Genomic DNA, 16458 nt, shown 5'->3' with positions numbered 1-16458 from the left:
GCTCATAAGGGACTTACACCCTCTGGAAAAATAACACGCCATATCTTTGTTTTATAATCTGAAATTTGTATTTTTCAATTTTTATCAAAGACTACGGCGTGTGTCCTGCTCATGCAGGGCACACACAGCCACTACAACGGATTTGGGCATTGGGATTAATGGGAAGATAGTTTTGTATTTGGAATGATTTGGCAAATCCGAAAATAGGGCTTAATTTAGTCCCAAACCCGCTGTAGTGCCAAAACGTTAGCAGTAATGTTAACCTAATAATTCGATTAACAAATCAACTCTAATTCGTTGCGTTTGGTATTCTCTAAATAAATCGTCTTGCCATTTATCTTCATGTTTTGAAGTTGAAAATCTTTCTTCAAACTGTCTATGGCAAATTTTATTTAACTCTAAAAGTTCTTCTTTTAATTTCAATAATAAATCTTCTTTTTCCATTTTGTTATAAATTAAAACACTACTGCTAACATATGATAATGGCTATTTGCAGACGTTCTGCTCTCCGAGACAACTTATGTAGTGGCAAACAGCCACTAGCATCAGCCGTTATGCCTCAGTTCAACAGAACTAAGGCTGAAAAAATAAATAATAACATTAAAAAACAAAACTATGAACGAAGAACAAGCCGAAAGAATGTTGAACTTATTAATTGAAATAAGTGGAAAACTTACCGACATTTCAAACCAAATATCTTCAGAATATGAAGTAAGTACTATATCTGAAAAATTAGATAGTGCTGTTTCAGCATTAAACTCAATAGACATAAATACAGCTAGCTAATTTTAGTATTGCTTGCTACACGACTTTGCAAACGCCTTATAATTTCGCTGAAATCTTTAAGAGTTGATCCTTTTAGGATATTCATAATTTCGTTTGTTTTTTTGACAATCTCATTGTCTTGTGTTTTTGAATCTGACATAATAATTTAATTTTTAATTTATAAACAATGAAAATAACTGTAAGAGAATTGATTGAACGATTAAAAGTAGAAGACCAAGATTTGGAAGTTTACTTTGGCGGACTTGAATTTTATAGACTAAAAGACCGTGGTGGAGTTTTACAAGTTGAATTTAATCAGTCAGTTTATCCAGATGAAGAAGGTTTCGTGGTGGTTGAAAACCATTTAGAACGGAGACAATCCAAACCTGAATAACTTAATTTGTTTCAGGACGATATTGTTCTTTTACTTTACCGTTTTCAAATCGAGATAGAAAATATTTCCCGTCTTCAACTTTAATTATAATTTCTTGATTTTCTAAAATCATAATAATTAATTTTTAATTGTGTTTCTGACTTAAAAACGGTGCAGAAACTAAACCGAAGTATTATAAATAAAGAACCGAAGGCATAATCGAGTAGACGGCTCCGTCTCAAATAGAACGGAGTGCGCCTCTCACACCACCGAGCGTACGGGTCACGTACTCGGCGGTTCGCAAAGTGATGGGTTAAGTTCGATGTAAACATCCATTAAAGATTGATAGCCTCTTTGTTTTAGGCGTTTCAGGGTAATGGTGGTATTCAAAATCGGACTCTGTGCAATTGCCCACCCGCCTTTCCTTGTTCGACTAAAAGCATAGGCATGGTCTTGGTCAACCCCCAGTCGTATGAGATTCTTTCTCTTTCGTTCGGGTTTCTTCCAATCGTGCCAAATACAATAACGAAGTCGGTTTCTGAACCAGCCGTCCAAATCACGCAGTTTGCCCATAATACTCGCTCCCCGAAAATAGTTTATCCCCTCTGGTGCTCGTTTGCAACGAGTACCTACATAAATTAAAAGATATATTGTAGCGTTTGTAACGCGGCTATTAAAACAAAAGTTTCTTATAAACCTTATTGTAGGCAATCTATCTGAAAAGCTGCGTTGCAAACGCTTTATCCTATTTTCATAAATAATTAGGTACTCGTTACAAACGAGCACCAGAGGAGACTGGCGTTATGTGAGATTCCAAAAAAATTAGTAATAATTTGAAAAGTTACCATATTTTGGTAACTTAGCTAAAAAAATTATGGGACGAAATACTTCTATATCGCTTGGTAATCATTTCGAAAGTTTTATTGAACACAGTGTAAATGATGGAAGATTCAATAACGCAAGTGAAGTTATCAGAGCCGGTCTTCGTCTTTTAGAAGATGAAGAAAATAAAATTGTAGCGTTAAGAAAAGCAATCAATGATGGAATTGAAAGTGGACGTGCAGTTGATTTTGATGCAAAAAAATATCTTGATGTTTTAAAAGCAAGAAAAAAATCAAATGGCTAAGTATTATTTTACAAACAAAGCTGTTGATGACTTATCTGAAATTTGGGATTATACAATCGAAACGTGGTCTGAAATGCAAGCTGAAAAGTATTATGATTTACTTTTTGCATCATGCAATGATTTAGCAAATAATCCAGAACTTGGTAGAAACTATGATATCGTAACGAAAGGAATATTAGGTTTTAAATCAGGTGAACATATTATCTTCTACACAATTATATCTAAGAACGAAATAGAAATCGCAAGAATTCTTCATGGAATGATGGATTTAAAAAGCAGACTATAAGAAACCTCACACAACATAGATACTACAACGGATTTGGGCAATTAACTTAATGAAAAAATGTTTTTTTTTTGTAGCAACCATAAAATCAGACTATTAAAAAACAAAATTGACCTCTTGAGAATTTTATCTTTGAGATTTTTCTCAGGCAGCCCTCACAATACCTTATAAATTTAAAGAGTTTTTTTTCACAGACTAACGTTACCAGAAAGGGCAAAACGCGTATCATGAACCCCAATAAAACAAGAAAATTTAATCATTAATATAATATTTTCATCCATTTAAAGTATTTTTGTAATAGACTTAAATTGGAGCTAAATCTATATGAAAAATATTGACAAAAATAGTTTAGAAAATGCATATCGATTGTTTGAATCGAACGACATTGAAAAAATAGAAATCGGCACCACAAAAGGTCTCAAAGAAATACACCGCTATCTATTTCAGGGTTTATATGATTTTTCTGGAGAAATAAGAAAACTCAATATTTCTAAAGGTGGATTTAGATTTGCAAACGCTTTATATCTCAATGAAATTTTAGTGAAGATCGAGCAAATGCCAGAAAATAATTTTCATGAAATTATTGCTAAATATGTCGAGATGAATATTGCTCATCCTTTTATGGAAGGTAACGGAAGATCTATGAGAATTTGGCTGGATATGATTTTAAAAAACAGACTCAAGAAAGTTGTAAATTGGCAACTCGTTGACAAAACACTTTATTTACAATCAATGGAGAGAAGTCCCATTAATGATTTGGAATTACGGACTTTATTACAAGAAAATCTAACTAACGATATTAACAATAGGGAAATTATCTTCAAAGGAATTGAACAGTCCTATTATTATGAAGGCTACGAAAAAGATGAAGAATAAAATCTTTAGAAAAAAGGCCTTCTGATAACAGTTTCGTAAACTAAATCTACTTCGTGAATGGGAAATGTTTGCCCCCACTGGCGCGAGCTTCCCGCTCGTGTATTCTTTCCTACAATAATATCTATATTACAGCATTGTGTGCACGAGCGGGACGCTCGCGCCAGCCTGGCACTGATTGCAGCAGCCTTGTTAGACTGACTATATTTTAACGAATCTGTAATAATGTATTTTTGATTTATTCTGGTAAATAATGCACTATGTTTTTTTATTTATAAAATACAAAACCACAACTTTTTAGGGTTGTGGTTTTTGCTCTTGTTTATTGGCATAAGCCTAAGATGTCGCCTAGCTCAATGGTATCTATTTCTCGTACTACTAGTGGAAATTGTGTTTGTAGTTGATTTTAATAAAGTCAATACCAATGTGTACAGGCTTTTATTGTACAGGTAATGTACTTACAAAACAACTAATAAGTTTATTTCCCTGGCCATCAAAAGTTTCAATGCCATATGCCTCACGTGTACAACTGTAAGACGGTGCATCTAAATAATCTCCATTTGCAAGAAAATAAGGTAGGTATATATTATAATAAATAACCATCATCATCGATAGTTACATAAGCGCTTGTACTCTCAGCTTTAATTTCTATATAATCATTGTCATAGTCAAATTCACGTCCCAAGTCGTACACAAGATCTGTACCTGTTTGTAGATTTCCTATAAAAATTGGTGATCCACCATTTATGATAATACTTACTGATACATTGCCATATGTAACATCGCCATTAATAACATATTTTTGTTGAGCGTTTGTTGTACAAGCAACAGTTAAAAGTAAAAAACAAATAATTTTTTTCATAATAATTAAGGTTTTTAAGGGTTGTTAGATTGTAAGATTTGTAAAACGAATTTATATTATTATTAAGTAGTTTAATTATTTTTATGTTTTTATTAACAAAATTTATCCTATTACTTATAAATCAAACATCCTAACCCGTAGTGCTGGCGCAAGCGTCCCGCTCGTGAACACAATCAACAAAAAACTAAAAACCCTTTCAGATTTAAACTCTGAAAGGGTTCTTTTTAGAATCAATAACAATTCTATTATACTTTTTGGATTATTAAAACCAAAAATTAATTGACTGTTGCGGTATTTGTAGTGGCTTTGGTAGTCCGACGAGCCAATATATCCGAGTAATATTTTCGGGTGGTATTAATCAAAGTTAGCGCACGGTTGTACTGCTCAGAATCCAGTGCCTTAGAGAGACTCAACACATAATTGGTCATATCTGAGTATATTTTGTTTATTTCCTGACGAAGAAGTTTGATGTCAAAAACCTCTTTATTGGCTTTTTCATGAGTGCGTCCTGAAAAAAGCAGTTTAAATTGGTCGTTGGCAGTTTTAAGACGCTCTGCAAAAGGCAGCATCTTCAAAACATTGAGGTGCTGATTGTATTTTGGGATGCTCAAATCAGTAAGAAGTTTGTCTATGCCATTGGTCTCCTCAACAAAATTCCAATTTTGAATTCCTTTGTAATTGTAAAACAAATTGGTAAGGCTTGAAAAAGCTTCCAACTCATTTGGCTGCTCTGAAAGTTCAAAAACTTTAAGTATGCGAAACAAAGCCGTAACAGCATTATCCCTCTGCTTGTCTGCCTCAACAATTTTAGCAGTCTCATCACTTTTGGTTGTCTGAAGTTGGGCTTTATCATAATCAACAGATTTAGTCTCTAAAATGGTCAGATAATTTACCAAAACTTCATCTGTTATCGTAATACCTTCCATGTTTCCCAGCCCTTCACAGCTACTTTTCAAAAGTTGTCCAAATTCCAAATTTGATAGGCGGGTTAGACTTAAGTTTTCCAATTTTTTCATTATTTTATTTTTATAGTTAAGTTATAAATGTAGTAAAAAAACTATAAAAATAAATTCAACCATTAAATAATTGTAGTATTTTACTTTTTAAAAAGAATATTTCATACTATTTGAGCAGCATTTGAGGCAAACTGAGTGTAATTATGTGTAAAAGCACTGCGTCTGAAGTAAACTCAATTCAATTGATACTAAAAGCGTTGCTGCTGAAGTAAACTCAATTCAATTGATACTAAAAGCGCTGCGTCTGAAGTAAACTCAATTCAATTGATGCTAAAAGCGCTGCGTCTGAAGCAAACTGAACTCAATTTGCTGGCGCGAGCGTCCCGCTCGTGCATTCGTTCCTAAATAATATCTATTTACAGCATTATGCGCAAGAGCGGGACGCTAGCGCACAATGTCATTAAGCTAAGGATTAAATGATAAAATGATTACTGATTTTTGATTAACGATTTTTAATTTCAGATGTAAAAACCTTTTAAAATCAAAAATCTAAATATTTAGCCAAACCAAATCTGAAATCAAAAATCGTTAATCCTCAATCTAAAATCTCTTAACTTAATGACATTGCGCTAGCGCATCAATATCTATATATTTAAAAGATAATGGTTCGACAGATAATCAACATTATTTGTGGACCGAATCACAAGTAAGTAAAATCCCCGATATTTCAATCAGGGAATTAAAAACTTTTCATTGGTTATTAAACCTACAGAATATTAGACGAAATATCTTATATTTGTTATTACTTCGAAATATTTTTTATCGATTTTATCACTAAATTTCTTTTAGAGATATTACGAAATATAAAACCAAAACATACATGAAACTAATCATTACAACTCTGCTTCTAATTTTTAATCTGACTTTAATCGCCCAATCAAACCAATTTGCAGGCGATTACAGTCGTTCACTTAGTAACACTGATGGAAAACATAGAATCGAATACAAACTGACTTTAAATCAGGATGGAACCTTTTTATTTCATTCGTATTCGAAAATGCAGGGCGGAGTTCCGCCTGAAGTAAATAAATACGGAAAAGGAAAATGGAGTGCAAAAAACAATCTGGTTCACTTTTTATCCAATAAAAACGAAGACTTTGATACAAAATATACGTTAGATTTTAATAACTCTACAGCGAGATTTATCACTAAAAACCCGAGAGATAAAAATGATAAAATAGCACCAACAAAACTTCAGTTTTTAGAGTCAGGAATTTTCTGGATACAAAAAATTGATGTTTTTAAACTGTAAATCTGCCTTTCAAGGATAGTCCTGATTTGTAATCAAAAGCTTTGACAAATAAAAACTCATACAATAAAATCATTGACAACTGGATCAAAGCCAGAAATAGTGCTATTGTAAACAAACCTGTTGTAGATTTTGCTGATTATATAAATTCAGAAGGAACAATTTTAGACATTGGCTGCGGAACCGGATTGCCAATAGCAAAATATCTTTCTGACCGAAATTTTTCCATTACAGGAATAGATCAATCGGCTAAAATGATCAAAACAGCCAAATCTGTCGGGATTAAAAACTCAGTCTTTTCTACCTGCGATTTTTTTGATTTTGAATCAGATGAAAAATTTAACGGAATTATAGCCTGGGATTCACTTTTCCATTTTCCAAAAGAGCGACAAGAAGAAATTTACAGCAAAGTGTATCGCTTATTAGCTCCCGAAGGTTATTTTCTTTTTACCCATGGAAAAGAAGAAGACGAACATTTTGGCAGTATGTTTGGAGTACAATTTTATTACAGCTGTCTGTCTAAAAATTTTGTTCTTGACTTAATGAAAAAAATTGGCTTTGATATAATATATTCAATTGAAAATTTCATCGAAGAAAAAGACGAACGGGACTGGGTTGTGCTCGTTAAAAAAAAATAAAAACTTTGCTGCAAATGCAGAATTTAAACTAACATTAAGTCTTTAAGCAATGAAAAATCAAAAGAATCAAAAAACATTCTCAGACATTTTTGGAGACCCAAATGTTTTCGAAAGAGAAAAGTATAAATATTACATACAAAACAATGATTCGGCATTAGACCTAAAAGAAAAAACAAGAAAGATTGTTACTGAAAAAAGTCTGGGTTCTGTTATGAATGATACAAAATGGTTAAAACTTCAAAATGCAATAGAAAAATTACCATTTGCTCCTCCTTACATTGAAAAACTAATATTTGAAGATAAAACTTTTGAAGAAGTACAAATAAGCGACAACCCTGATTGGTTGGGTGATTGGAGTCCGTTTTATCAGGAAGGCATGAGTTTGTTTTTTGCGATTGAATACATCAAGGTAAGACCCCGTTATGCTGAGCACCAAGGCAGACTAACTGTTCCAAAAGTAATTGACGAAACAAAAGAATTTATACAACTTTTAAAAGAATTATACATCCCTTATGAAGAAGATAATGGGACTTTTATAATTTATGGATACAAATAATGACCTGTCACTTTGATAAGAAGGAAAAAGAAACGTTTAAAAAGTCTAAATTGTCTAGTTACTATTTATATCGTCTTCTCTTTGATTATTATTAAACTATAACAGCACAATCAACCTTTTTTTCTTCAATTATCTTCAAATCAATTATTTTTTGAGCAACATCTCCCCTTTCAAATAAGCGAATGAATTTGAAAACAGCACTTACAAAATAGCCCGGATTTGAAACTAATCGGGCGATTTCTGTAATTCTTTTATCTCTTACCTGTGTACAGGCATCACGTTGATTTTCAGGAGTAGATACAAATTCATTGGCAAATTTCCAGGCTCCGTCTCTGGCGGTTTTCATACTAAAATCAATAAAAAAATTATCAATTTTACCTGTCAATTTTAATATAATGGTAAGCGTTGGCCAAATCTTGATTAAACATTTCTCAACATGCTCTACCAGATTACTAAGAATGATATTGATTTGATTAAAATCTGATTCTAAATCCTGAATGTTTTCTACCGTACTTACTTCTGCTGAAGCAATTCCTAAATCGAGGTTTACATGTGCATTAATTCCGAGCAGTAAATGCTGAAGTACTATTGGCCAAAAACTTTCTGCCTGCTGAAAGGAGAATTCCCAACATTCTGATGCTTTTTCTTTGGCTTTGTATTGATAATATGCCTTCAAATACCGATTGGCAAAAACGACATCCAGCCTTTCCATGCGCTCTCCGTCCTGAAAAGCACCATTTTGAATTCCTTCCTTGATTTTTACAGTAACTTCACGATACAACATCGTGAACAAACCTATTGCACTTTGCTCCAGTTTGGATGTTTCAATTATTTCATCCAGTAAAAGAATAACTTCATCTATAGTAGCGGCTTGTTTTATATTCATTTCCAGTAGATTATAATTAAATTAACAAAAGCGAATATAATTATTTTAAATTTTCAGAAAAAATTATTTAAAGTAATTATCTTGTTATTTTTAACTCTAAAACTAATATATCCCTCCATTTCTTCATCTCATTTCAATTCTAAAAAATACACCAAAAGGAGTATTCTTCTTAGTTATGAATTATCTATATTTACGTATTAATTTAATTATGAACCTAATAAACGCCTTAATTATGAAAACAAAACTACTCTTCACTTTTTTATTCATTGCAATTTTTTCCACTTCTTACTCACAACAAGAAGCGACTGACTATCTGTCAAATTTAGAAGAGCCATCAGGAATGGTTAACAAAGGAAACATATTGTATGTACAAGGGCTTAAAAAATTATACGAAATCAATACCGCTTCTGGTTCTCCAACTGCTAATGTAATTTATACTGCTGAAACAAATTACTACATGAGCAACCTTACCATTAGTGGCAATATTATTTATATTTCAGAAGAAAATTATGATGAAGATTTTGACACCTCCTCAGGCTGCAGAATTATTGCTCTTGACACCAATAATCCCGGAGCACCTCTAAACGTGATTTACACGACTACAAATTACGTTTCGGCATTGGCGATTACAGGATCTAACCTCTATTTTGCATCTGAGACTACTCCTGATGCAAATGATAAATTTACGGTTCAGGTAAAAAAAATCAATATCACAAATTTGGCGGTAGAGACTGTTGTAAGCAACTTATGCGAAGATGAAGCTGCAAATGATATGGCTTTTCATAATAATAATTTATTAATCTCTGTTGGTAATCTTCAAACGGTTTTTGGATTTGATACTACAGAAACTGTAATCTCAGTATCTCAATATATGACTAATCTCAATTTTAATAAAGGCTTATTTGTAAACGGTAATAACGTATTTATTGCTGAAGGTAACCGTATTGGAACAAAACCACTTAACGTGCAGGCTTCATTAACTTATGTTGCTCAAAACACATTTTATAAGGATAATATCAATGGACTCTTTAATGCTAACTTTAGAGATGTCGTTTTAATTGGAGACAAATTGTATATGACTTTATTAAACCAGGGTAAAGTTGTTACCGTGCAGGATCCTGCTTTATCTAAAGACAAATTCAATCAGGATTTAAAAGCCGTTTCTATTTCTAATTCAAAAACGTCACTTATTGTTTCCGGATTAGAAAGTAATCATAATGCAACAGTATATAATCTTGCAGGACAATTAATCGCTACAAAAAAACTTTCTGCAGGTGAAAACTCAATAGATTTAAGTACCTTTAGTAATGGTGTTTATGTGTTACAATTAGACAATCAAAAGACGTTTAAATTTATTAAATAGACTTCTAATCCATGACACATGGATGCAATATAACTCACAAAAAAGCTGCAGAAATTAAATTCTTGCAGCTTTTTTATTTTGCTATAAAGCCAATATGCAAACTTCAGCATTTTGTGATAAATTTGAATTTCATTCAGTAATTGAAACACAAGTATTAAAATATGAATAATATTTGGTTTACTTTTGAGAAAAACAAAGCCATTTCATACAAGTCATTGAGGAATATCAGGCAAACAAGACATACTGACTTCAAGCTAACAACCTAACAAACATTTAGATAATTTTATTGTCTATTGCAAAAGCCAAAGCTTCTGTAAAATTTTTGACTTCGAAAATTTCGAAAATTTTTCTTCTATAATATTTTACGGTATCCGGTGAAACAAACATCTTTTCCGCAATCTGATTTATTGTTAAACCTTGGGCATATAAAAGAAGTATTTCCAATTCTTTTTCTTTGAGTTTTAGCCTTTCTTTCGAAATCCAGACTTTGGTTGACAAATTCAATTCCCATAAAAAAGAAGAACCTTGCTTACTTATGGTTGCATTTCCGGCCTTTTTATTATGCGAAATAGACACAATACACAATGATTTCCAAACAGTTCCTTTTTCGTTTAGAAAAAGTGGTGTTAATTTATGATTAATAAGAATAGGTTTGTCATGCTTCCCTTTTAAATGAAAATCATACGAAATACTGTATAATTTTCGTTCCTCATCATTTGGTAATTTATCATAAAAATCAAATCCGGCATTGTTAATTACAGTTAATAATTCTAAATCTTCTTTAGGAACATTATTGAAATAGAATTCATACCCCATTTCAAGTACTTCTTCAGAAGAATAGCCACATAAGAATAACGGATTGTTTGAAACATACTCAAACTTCATTCCTTCATAATCAATAATATAAACGCTTTGATATGTGATTTTCGCAAATGCTTTTACCACTTCCAAATAATTACCCAGCTGAAATTTATCAGCTTCTGATATTGCATTAATTCTATTTCTGTTAAGCAATGAGTACTTTTCGTTTTCCATCCCTTAAAAATACTAAAAACTACACAAAAGTGTAAACTAAAATTAAAAATCATTGCTTTTTTTTGTATAGAAATTTAACTTTTTATTATGAAGAAAAAACCTTTATCCGAGTCCAGTTTGGAAGAGTTGCTTAAGAATAAAAAAATAATACAAGTAACTATAATTAGCTTTGGAATTTTATTTGCTATTTCTTCTATTATCATGATAGCTATATCAAAATACACCTTGCTTTTTACTTTTTTACCAATTGTGCTTGGTGTAGGAGTTGCCGTTTATAGTGGTGTTAGTGAAATAAATTCTGAAATTAAGAAGCGTAATTCTTAAAACAGCTAATTGATAATTCACTATTTTAATCATTTAGTGCCTTAAGATCATAATTCATTTTAGATCATAAAATAATGACTCCATCATCACAAAATATTGTTTAACTACAATAATACAGCCAGTGTATTTTTTACAGCAACAACCGCAAATAAATGAATCAGAAAAATCATTAGACTACAATGAACTGCAAAAACTGTGCAAGCGAAGTAAATCAAAACTTTTGTCCAAACTGTGGATATCCAGCAAAACTGAAAAGAATTGACGGACATTATATTGCTCACGAAATTGAACATGTTTTACATTTTGAACGTGGAATTTTATTTACTGTTAAAGAACTTTTTATAAATCCGGGACAAAATATTAGAAGTTATATTTCTGAAAACAGAAGCCGTCTTGTAAAACCGGTAATTTTTATAATTATAACATCTTTAATTTACACACTTATCAGTCATTTTTTTCATATTGAAGATGAATATGTAAAATATGAAGGGCTAGAAAAATCTGCCTTTGTGAAAATTTTAGGGTGGTTTAAGGCAAATTATGGCTATATGAATATTTTGACGGGAATGTTTATTGCGATTTGGCTAAAACTATTCTTTAAAAAATATAACTATAACTTTTTTGAATTGCTTATAATGTTATGTTTCGTACTGGGTATTTCAATGCTTATTTTTGCTTTTTTTGCTATATTTGAAGGAATTTTACACATCAAATTATTAAACATTGCAGGAATGTTTAGTCTGGTTTATCTAATTTGGGCGACAGGTAATTTCTTTAAAAAGAATAAGATCATTAACTATTTCAAGGCATTAGTTTGCTATTTATTGGGAATGATAACCTTCTTTATTTTAACATTTGCAATAGGAATTACAATTGATATAATAACAAAACCTTAAAATATGGAAAATAATAAAATCCCATCGTTTATTTTTGGTGTAATAGCAGTCATTTTAGGATGGACATTGTTAAAACATTTTGATTTTGAAAATATAAGATTTCAAAAACCCTGGTTAGACTCACTATATCTAATAATTTTTATATTTTCAATTTATGCTCTGATAAAAAACTACAAGAATCGAATTAAAAAATAAAAACTGCATTTATTTTGCATTTTGCCAAAAATCATAAACTTAAAATTTCATTTCAATTCCAATTTCTAAATCCTTAATTTCGCTTTCAAATAAAAAGAGAAAATGAAGGTCTGTATTGCCGAAAAGCCTAGTGTAGCAAGAGAAATTGCCTCCGTTTTGGGAGCAAACAATAAGCACGACGGCTATTACGAAGGCAACGGTTATGCCGTGACCTACACTTTTGGACATTTATGTACTTTAAAAGAACCCAACGATTACAAACCACACTGGAAAAGCTGGGATTTGAATAACCTTCCTATGCTTCCTGAAAAATTCGAAACCAAAGTGGTTCAGAATTCCGGAATCGAAAAGCAATTTAAAATCATAAAAAGTTTATTTGACAAAGCCGAATTGGTGATTAACTGCGGGGATGCCGGACAGGAAGGAGAACTCATTCAGCGCTGGGTAATGAACGAAGCACATTACAAAGGCGAAGTACAACGCTTATGGATTTCATCTCTAACCACCGAAGCCATAAAAGAAGGTTTTGAAAACTTAAAACCATCTGCCAACTACGATAATTTATTCTATGCCGGGTTTTCCAGAGCGATTGGCGACTGGCTGCTGGGTATGAATGCCACACGTTTGTACACCGTAAAACATGGCGGTTACAAACAAGTATTATCTATCGGCCGTGTGCAAACTCCAACTTTAGCAATGGTAGTGGATCGTTTTAAAGAAATTGAGAATTTTAAACCTCAACCTTATTGGGAATTACAGACGTTATATCGGGAAACACTTTTTAGTTATGAAGAAGGACGCTTTCTGAATAAAGAAGACGGTGAAATTTTGGCGAATAAGGTCAAAGAAAGTGAATTCGAAATTGTTTCAATTGATAAAAAAAACGGAAACGAATATGCCCCAAAACTGTTTGATTTGACTGGCTTACAGGTTTATTGTAATACTAAATTTGGATTTTCGGCAGATGAAACACTTAAAATTGCCCAAAGTTTGTATGAGCAAAAAGTAGTTACTTATCCCAGAGTTGATACAACTTTCTTACCAGGTGATATCTATCCGAAAGTACCCGGGATTTTGCAAAAACTAACAAATTACAGTCATTTAACGGAACCGCTTTTAGGAAAAAAAATCAAAAAATCCCCAAAGGTTTTTAATGATAAAAAAGTAACCGATCACCATGCCATTATTCCAACCGGAATAGAAATCAACCTTCCTTTCAATCAACAACAGGTTTATGATATTATTGTAAAACGTTTTATTGCCGTTTTTTATGATGATTGTCTGGTAGCCAATACCACTGTAATTGGAAAAGCTGCTGACGTAATGTTTAAAACCACCGGAAAAGAAATCTTAAAAAAAGGTTTTCGGGTTGTTTTTGAAGATCCGAATGCCAAAGAAAAAGAAGCTGATATATTACCGGGTTTTGTTGTGGGAGAGAAAGGCCCCCACGAACCTTCATTTTTAGAAAAGGAAACCAAACCACCCAATCAGTTTACAGAAGCAACTTTATTACGTGCCATGGAAACCGCAGGAAAACAAGTCGATGACGAAGATTTGCGGGAACTGATGAAAGAAAACGGTATTGGTCGTCCGTCAACACGGGCGAACATTATTGAAACGCTTTTTAAACGTCAGTATATTATTCGAAATAAAAAACAAGTTTTACCAACACCAACCGGAATACAGCTTATTGAAACGATTCAGAATGAATTAATCAAATCAGCTGAATTGACTGGTTCCTGGGAAAAACAATTAAAGGACATCGAAAAAGGTACTTTTACCGCCGGAGCCTTTATCAAAAACATGAAAAGAATGGTCGAAGCTTTGGTTATTGAAGTACGAAGTGAAACCAGACATGCTAATATATCTCACGCAGCAACGATTCAGAAACCTGCCGTAAAAACAGAAAAAGAGAAAAAGAAAGCTTCCGGGATTTCGGAAGAAACATGTCCGAAATGCCAAAAAGGAAAATTAATTAAAGGAAAGTCAGCTTTTGGATGCAGTGAGTACAAATCGGGCTGCAATTTTGTATTGCCTTTTGTTTTTCATGATAAAAAGATTACTGAAATCCAATATTTACGTTTAGTCCAAAAAGGTTCAACTGTCAATATAAAAGGCTTTAAAACTGAAGATGGTACAGTTGAAGGTTTGATTCGTTTTGAAGAAAACTACAAACTGAAGTTAGAGCCTAAGAAAACCGAGAAAAAAACCGGGGTAAAAGAAAACTCAGATTCTTTAACCTGTCCTAAATGTAAAAAAGGAAATATTCTAAAAGGTAAAACCGCTTATGGTTGTTCAGAATACAAATCAAACTGTGATTTTAAAGTAACTTTTGACGAAGTAAGAACAAAACTGGAGAATCAAAAACCTACAAAAGAATTGGTTTATTCGATTTTATGCAGTGAAAAGTGAGAAATGTGAAATGTGAAATGTCAGATGTTAAGGAATACACATTTCACATTTCACATTTCACATTTCACATTTCTCATTTCACATTTCTCATTTCACATTTCACAAATAAACAATTCTTTTTCATACTTTAGTAACTCAATACAAAATCAAAAACTTACAAATATGTTTCAAAAAATTACACTTATCGCTCTTATTATAACTTTCGTTTCCTGCCAGAAAAAAGAAACCGTTGAAAAAGACAAAATCAAAAAAGCAGACTGGCTAATCGGAAACTGGGAAAATATTTCCCCCGATGGTGTTTTAACCGAAAACTGGGAAAAAGTAAACGACAGTACTTTTAGTGCTGCTTCTTATTTTATCAAAGGAAAAGATACTATTCATTCTGAAAACATCGTTTTAGCTCAATTAGGCGAAACATTAACCTATAAAGCAACCGTAAAAGGTCAAAATAATGACAAACCGGTTTCTTTTCCTTCTATTTCGGAATCAGATAAACAATTGGTTTTTGAGAACCCGAAACACGATTATCCTCAAAAAATCACTTATACAAAAGGAGCAAATAACACTTTAACGGCTGAGATTACAGGGAAATTGAATGGTAAGCAGACTACGGAAAGGTTTATTATGACTAAGAAGTAATTGCTGCTTTTTGTAAAAAAGTAAAATATTAGTAAAGTAACCCGTTGTGTGTAATTAGTTTTTGATGATAATTTTTCGTCAGTTCGAGTGATTTTCGATAGAAAATTGTATCGAGAACAGAAAAATTATCATCAAAAACGGTTCTCGATACTTTTTTTGTTCCGTTTCTCTACACAAAAAACACTCGAACTGACGTTTTTAATAATTACAACCAACGAGTTTAAGTACTTTAAAGCTTATAAAACTCAATGTCATCCTGAGCGGTGTCGAAGGCTTTTGAAAACGAAAGGGCTTCGACTAAGTTTATCCTGTATGAAGCCAAAGTGGCTCAGCCTGACACTTAAACTTTAATTATACCCAACTCTTTAAAATAATAAAATCTACTTCCCTAATTATAAAATTAATCTTTGAAAAATTACGTTTATATTGAAAAAGCTTCTTCAATTAAGTTTATAATTGGAAATTTATTATTTATACTCAGTTTTTTTATAATAATTTCCATCAATAAAAGCAATGCACCAATTCTTTTATTAGTCTCTTTACTAACAACTTACTGGGGAATTTTCTTCATTTCATCAGAAGGTTTAGAAATTGATTTTCAAAATAAAAAATTCAGAAAATTATTTGCTGTTTATGGATTCCGAATAAGTTTAACATGGACTTTTTTTCCTGAAATACAATATATTGCTTTAGTAGAAACCACCGTTAAGCAAACTTTTGGAGGGCGGGGATTTAAATCGAGTGCAACCACAACTATAACGGAGAAGACAATCAAAATAAATGTTTTCGACTGTAACGAAAAATATTTCACCTTGTATTTTGCAAATGATAGAAATTCAGCTTTAGAAATTGCATCAAAAATTGAGGATGCTTTTAAAATTGAAGTTCTGACAAATTTTTAAAATAAGAATAAAAAGGAAAAGATAACACACACTGCCAAAACTTAGAATCTCAGCAACTCAGCAAC

The 16458-nt window shown here is 32.0% G+C and carries 19 protein-coding genes and 1 pseudogene; 14 read left to right on the top strand and 6 right to left on the bottom strand.

The window, feature by feature from the left end:
- Nucleotides 1–258: 258 nt before the first annotated feature.
- Complete coding sequence (locus tag FLV_RS19325; RefSeq protein ID WP_243236399.1) at nt 259–444, bottom strand: hypothetical protein; 186 nt, start codon at nt 442–444, stop codon at nt 259–261.
- 171 nt (nt 445–615) lie between these two features.
- Between FLV_RS19325 and FLV_RS19320 the strand changes: the two genes are divergently transcribed.
- Both FLV_RS19320 and FLV_RS19315 read left to right on the top strand, forming a co-directional pair.
- Nucleotides 616–786, top strand: coding sequence for a hypothetical protein (locus tag FLV_RS19320; RefSeq protein ID WP_243236398.1), 171 nt, complete (start codon nt 616–618; stop codon nt 784–786).
- A 166-nt stretch (nt 787–952) separates the two neighbouring features.
- Nucleotides 953–1159 carry a hypothetical protein gene (locus FLV_RS19315; protein WP_243236397.1) on the top strand — a complete coding sequence of 69 codons (207 nt, stop codon included), beginning with the start codon at nt 953–955 and terminating at the stop codon, nt 1157–1159.
- 261 nt (nt 1160–1420) lie between these two features.
- Here the strand turns inward: FLV_RS19315 and FLV_RS19310 are convergent.
- Nucleotides 1421–1738, bottom strand: a pseudogene (locus FLV_RS19310) (group II intron maturase-specific domain-containing protein); the annotation flags it as partial.
- Nucleotides 1739–2012: 274 nt separating this feature from the next.
- On the opposite strand from FLV_RS19310, the gene FLV_RS19305 reads away from it, so the two are divergent.
- From FLV_RS19305 to fic, 3 genes are all read left to right on the top strand, one after another.
- Entirely contained in the window at nt 2013–2264 is a 252-nt protein-coding gene (locus tag FLV_RS19305; RefSeq protein WP_243236396.1) for a type II toxin-antitoxin system ParD family antitoxin, read from the top strand.
- On the top strand, nt 2257–2550 hold the full coding sequence (locus FLV_RS19300) for a type II toxin-antitoxin system RelE/ParE family toxin (protein ID WP_243236395.1): 294 nt from the start codon (nt 2257–2259) through the stop codon (nt 2548–2550). The genes FLV_RS19305 and FLV_RS19300 overlap by 8 nt, the downstream gene beginning before the upstream one ends.
- Before the next feature lie 321 nt (nt 2551–2871).
- The gene (gene fic / locus FLV_RS19295; protein WP_243236394.1) at nt 2872–3423 is read left to right on the top strand and encodes a protein adenylyltransferase Fic; all 552 of its coding nucleotides are present in this window, start codon (nt 2872–2874) and stop codon (nt 3421–3423) included.
- Nucleotides 3424–4006: 583 nt separating this feature from the next.
- On the opposite strand, the gene FLV_RS19290 is transcribed toward fic, so the two are convergent.
- Both FLV_RS19290 and FLV_RS19285 read right to left on the bottom strand, forming a co-directional pair.
- The gene (locus tag FLV_RS19290) at nt 4007–4282 is read right to left on the bottom strand and encodes a hypothetical protein (protein ID WP_243236393.1); all 276 of its coding nucleotides are present in this window, start codon (nt 4280–4282) and stop codon (nt 4007–4009) included.
- 275 nt (nt 4283–4557) lie between these two features.
- Nucleotides 4558–5298: a DUF6261 family protein gene (locus FLV_RS19285; RefSeq protein ID WP_243236392.1), complete on the bottom strand. Its 741-nt coding sequence runs from the start codon at nt 5296–5298 to the stop codon at nt 4558–4560.
- An 820-nt stretch (nt 5299–6118) separates the two neighbouring features.
- Between FLV_RS19285 and FLV_RS19280 the strand changes: the two genes are divergently transcribed.
- Genes FLV_RS19280 through FLV_RS19270 form a run of 3 tightly spaced genes read left to right on the top strand, consistent with a single transcriptional unit; the run spans nt 6119 to nt 7741 of the window.
- A complete protein-coding gene (locus FLV_RS19280; protein ID WP_243236391.1) occupies nt 6119–6550 on the top strand; it encodes a copper resistance protein NlpE in 432 nt (143 codons plus the stop codon).
- Nucleotides 6551–6591: 41 nt separating this feature from the next.
- Entirely contained in the window at nt 6592–7185 is a 594-nt protein-coding gene (locus FLV_RS19275; RefSeq protein WP_243236390.1) for a class I SAM-dependent DNA methyltransferase, read from the top strand.
- Between the two features lie 49 nt (nt 7186–7234).
- Nucleotides 7235–7741 (top strand): DUF6678 family protein, encoded by a 507-nt coding sequence (locus FLV_RS19270; RefSeq protein ID WP_243236389.1) that lies wholly within the window; start codon nt 7235–7237, stop codon nt 7739–7741.
- A gap of 91 nt (nt 7742–7832) precedes the next feature.
- On the opposite strand, the gene FLV_RS19265 is transcribed toward FLV_RS19270, so the two are convergent.
- A complete protein-coding gene (locus FLV_RS19265; RefSeq protein ID WP_243236388.1) occupies nt 7833–8627 on the bottom strand; it encodes a DUF5995 family protein in 795 nt (264 codons plus the stop codon).
- Between the two features lie 232 nt (nt 8628–8859).
- Here FLV_RS19265 and FLV_RS19260 point away from each other — a divergent pair, with 232 nt between their 5' ends.
- On the top strand, nt 8860–9990 hold the full coding sequence (locus FLV_RS19260; protein WP_243236387.1) for a T9SS type A sorting domain-containing protein: 1131 nt from the start codon (nt 8860–8862) through the stop codon (nt 9988–9990).
- Between the two features lie 273 nt (nt 9991–10263).
- Here FLV_RS19260 and FLV_RS19255 read toward each other — a convergent pair whose 3' ends face one another.
- Nucleotides 10264–11025: a response regulator transcription factor gene (locus tag FLV_RS19255; protein ID WP_243236386.1), complete on the bottom strand. Its 762-nt coding sequence runs from the start codon at nt 11023–11025 to the stop codon at nt 10264–10266.
- A gap of 87 nt (nt 11026–11112) precedes the next feature.
- Here FLV_RS19255 and FLV_RS19250 point away from each other — a divergent pair, with 87 nt between their 5' ends.
- The 5 genes from FLV_RS19250 (at nt 11113) to FLV_RS19230 (ending at nt 16393) form a co-directional block, all read left to right on the top strand.
- Nucleotides 11113–11349, top strand: coding sequence for a hypothetical protein (locus FLV_RS19250; protein WP_243236385.1), 237 nt, complete (start codon nt 11113–11115; stop codon nt 11347–11349).
- Nucleotides 11350–11528: 179 nt separating this feature from the next.
- Nucleotides 11529–12245 carry a DUF3667 domain-containing protein gene (locus tag FLV_RS19245; RefSeq protein WP_243236384.1) on the top strand — a complete coding sequence of 239 codons (717 nt, stop codon included), beginning with the start codon at nt 11529–11531 and terminating at the stop codon, nt 12243–12245.
- A 297-nt stretch (nt 12246–12542) separates the two neighbouring features.
- Complete coding sequence (locus FLV_RS19240) at nt 12543–14852, top strand: DNA topoisomerase 3 (RefSeq protein ID WP_243236383.1); 2310 nt, start codon at nt 12543–12545, stop codon at nt 14850–14852.
- A gap of 162 nt (nt 14853–15014) precedes the next feature.
- A complete protein-coding gene (locus tag FLV_RS19235) occupies nt 15015–15491 on the top strand; it encodes a DUF6265 family protein (RefSeq protein ID WP_243236382.1) in 477 nt (158 codons plus the stop codon).
- Nucleotides 15492–15898: 407 nt separating this feature from the next.
- Nucleotides 15899–16393, top strand: a complete 495-nt coding sequence (locus FLV_RS19230; protein WP_243236381.1) for a hypothetical protein — start codon at nt 15899–15901, stop codon at nt 16391–16393.
- The last annotated feature ends 65 nt before the right edge of the window (nt 16394–16458 follow it).

Source organism: Flavobacterium pectinovorum (genome assembly GCF_022802975.1).
GTDB classification, from domain to species: domain Bacteria; phylum Bacteroidota; class Bacteroidia; order Flavobacteriales; family Flavobacteriaceae; genus Flavobacterium; species Flavobacterium pectinovorum_B.
The sequence above is the reverse complement of the archived record's forward strand: the minus strand, read 5'-3'. Positions and strand labels throughout refer to the sequence as shown.

Coding starts and splice junctions, on each gene's coding strand:
- FLV_RS19280 (WP_243236391.1), top strand. CDS start 6,119: ATGAAACTAATCATTACAACTCTGCTTCTAATTTTTAATCTGACTTTA.
- FLV_RS19300 (WP_243236395.1), top strand. CDS start 2,257: ATGGCTAAGTATTATTTTACAAACAAAGCTGTTGATGACTTATCTGAA.
- FLV_RS19285 (WP_243236392.1), bottom strand. CDS start 5,298: ATGAAAAAATTGGAAAACTTAAGTCTAACCCGCCTATCAAATTTGGAA.
- FLV_RS19320 (WP_243236398.1), top strand. CDS start 616: ATGAACGAAGAACAAGCCGAAAGAATGTTGAACTTATTAATTGAAATA.
- FLV_RS19305 (WP_243236396.1), top strand. CDS start 2,013: ATGGGACGAAATACTTCTATATCGCTTGGTAATCATTTCGAAAGTTTT.
- fic (WP_243236394.1), top strand. CDS start 2,872: ATGAAAAATATTGACAAAAATAGTTTAGAAAATGCATATCGATTGTTT.
- FLV_RS19245 (WP_243236384.1), top strand. CDS start 11,529: ATGAACTGCAAAAACTGTGCAAGCGAAGTAAATCAAAACTTTTGTCCA.
- FLV_RS19315 (WP_243236397.1), top strand. CDS start 953: ATGAAAATAACTGTAAGAGAATTGATTGAACGATTAAAAGTAGAAGAC.
- FLV_RS19325 (WP_243236399.1), bottom strand. CDS start 444: ATGGAAAAAGAAGATTTATTATTGAAATTAAAAGAAGAACTTTTAGAG.
- FLV_RS19255 (WP_243236386.1), bottom strand. CDS start 11,025: ATGGAAAACGAAAAGTACTCATTGCTTAACAGAAATAGAATTAATGCA.
- FLV_RS19250 (WP_243236385.1), top strand. CDS start 11,113: ATGAAGAAAAAACCTTTATCCGAGTCCAGTTTGGAAGAGTTGCTTAAG.
- FLV_RS19290 (WP_243236393.1), bottom strand. CDS start 4,282: ATGAAAAAAATTATTTGTTTTTTACTTTTAACTGTTGCTTGTACAACA.
- FLV_RS19260 (WP_243236387.1), top strand. CDS start 8,860: ATGAAAACAAAACTACTCTTCACTTTTTTATTCATTGCAATTTTTTCC.
- FLV_RS19270 (WP_243236389.1), top strand. CDS start 7,235: ATGAAAAATCAAAAGAATCAAAAAACATTCTCAGACATTTTTGGAGAC.
- FLV_RS19265 (WP_243236388.1), bottom strand. CDS start 8,627: ATGAATATAAAACAAGCCGCTACTATAGATGAAGTTATTCTTTTACTG.
- FLV_RS19235 (WP_243236382.1), top strand. CDS start 15,015: ATGTTTCAAAAAATTACACTTATCGCTCTTATTATAACTTTCGTTTCC.
- FLV_RS19240 (WP_243236383.1), top strand. CDS start 12,543: ATGAAGGTCTGTATTGCCGAAAAGCCTAGTGTAGCAAGAGAAATTGCC.